Source organism: Pseudidiomarina indica (assembly GCF_900104245.1).
Classification (GTDB): domain Bacteria; phylum Pseudomonadota; class Gammaproteobacteria; order Enterobacterales; family Alteromonadaceae; genus Pseudidiomarina; species Pseudidiomarina indica.
The window spans coordinates 1-1,223 of sequence record NZ_FMXN01000031.1; the positions used below are offsets into that span (position 1 = coordinate 1).

The 1,223-nt window shown below is 43.3% G+C and carries 1 protein-coding gene; it reads left to right on the plus strand.

Translation table 11 applies throughout. From position 1 onward, the window contains the following. On the plus strand, positions 1-719 hold a 719-nt coding region (locus BLP64_RS10700; RefSeq protein WP_233340160.1), incomplete at its 5' end, for a DUF7010 family protein. Positions 720-1,223 lie beyond the last annotated feature (504 nt).

Below are 1,223 nucleotides of genomic sequence, written 5' to 3' on the forward strand. Positions count from 1 at the left end.
CCACCGGACTGGTTTTCCGCCGCGCTCCAAACCAGCCGCCAATGCGAGCGTTAACGTCCGCTCCTGGCACAAAGCCGAAGGTCAGCAATGAGCGAGCAGCGGACCATTTATCTCTTCGCGCGACTCGACTATCATCGAAGACACTCAGTCAGATGTTAAAAAAGAGGCTTGCAAAGAAAATGGATTTCAATGAATCACAAAAAGATATGACTCGTGCTTACTATGGCGGTGCAACCGGAGCGTTGGCTTCTGGAATAGTTTGGTTATCGGCTGGACTGATTGGCCTTTATTCGTCTCCCTTTAACAGCATGCTAGCATTGCTTATTGGGGGTATGTTTATATTTCCCATATCTCTTTTACTTTCAAGATTATTAGGGGTCACCGGTAAACATGGGGCGACTAATGTGCTTGGTAAACTGGCTATAGAAAATCTGGGTATTTTATTCGGTGGCCTATTTATTGCTGTCATTGTGGCACAGCTTAATGGCTTACTGTTTTATCCAATCATGTTAGTGATTATTGGTGCCAGGTACTTAACCTTTCAAACACTTTATGGTTTGAAAGTGTACTGGGCTCTGGGTAGTGTACTTATGATTTCTGGATTTTATCTTGCTATTTTCCCCTCGGCTTTTACTCTTGCAGCTTTTGTGGGCGGGTTTATTGAGATAGCGTTTGCACCAATTATTTATAGGAAAAGTAAAGAATGCTCGGCTAGTTGAGAACAAATGCAAGCGTCTGAGATGCTCACTTTTGCGTCCGCTCTTGGCACAAAGCAGAAGGTCCCCAAAGAGCGAAAAGCAGACCTTATGAATTTCGGCCTAATCCAACTAGTGACTAGCCGCCCGTTATTAGTAAGTGTCGGTGTCGCTAGCGATGCACGGCACATTCACTTTGGGAATATTGCGCGTTTTGCTGTTGTATTTTTTATTTAAGTCGTTTACTGTCAATGACATAACAAAAAAATAAAAGTTGGATATTGTGCGATCGGTAGAGTGTAACTGAGCATGCTCAAATTGCCTTTGCCAACTCGCAACCTTTCAAGTCAGACATACCTGCTGGATCAGTAAGTTAAGAAACGAAAACGGTTAGTTAAACGAGTTTCTAAATGCGCACGCACGATATACAAATGTTAGGGGCCAAGCCTAGCTATCGGCAATATAACTTTTGGAGAAAAAAATGGCATATAGAAACGGAAATTACGCGGCCTTTTATGTTGCGGAACC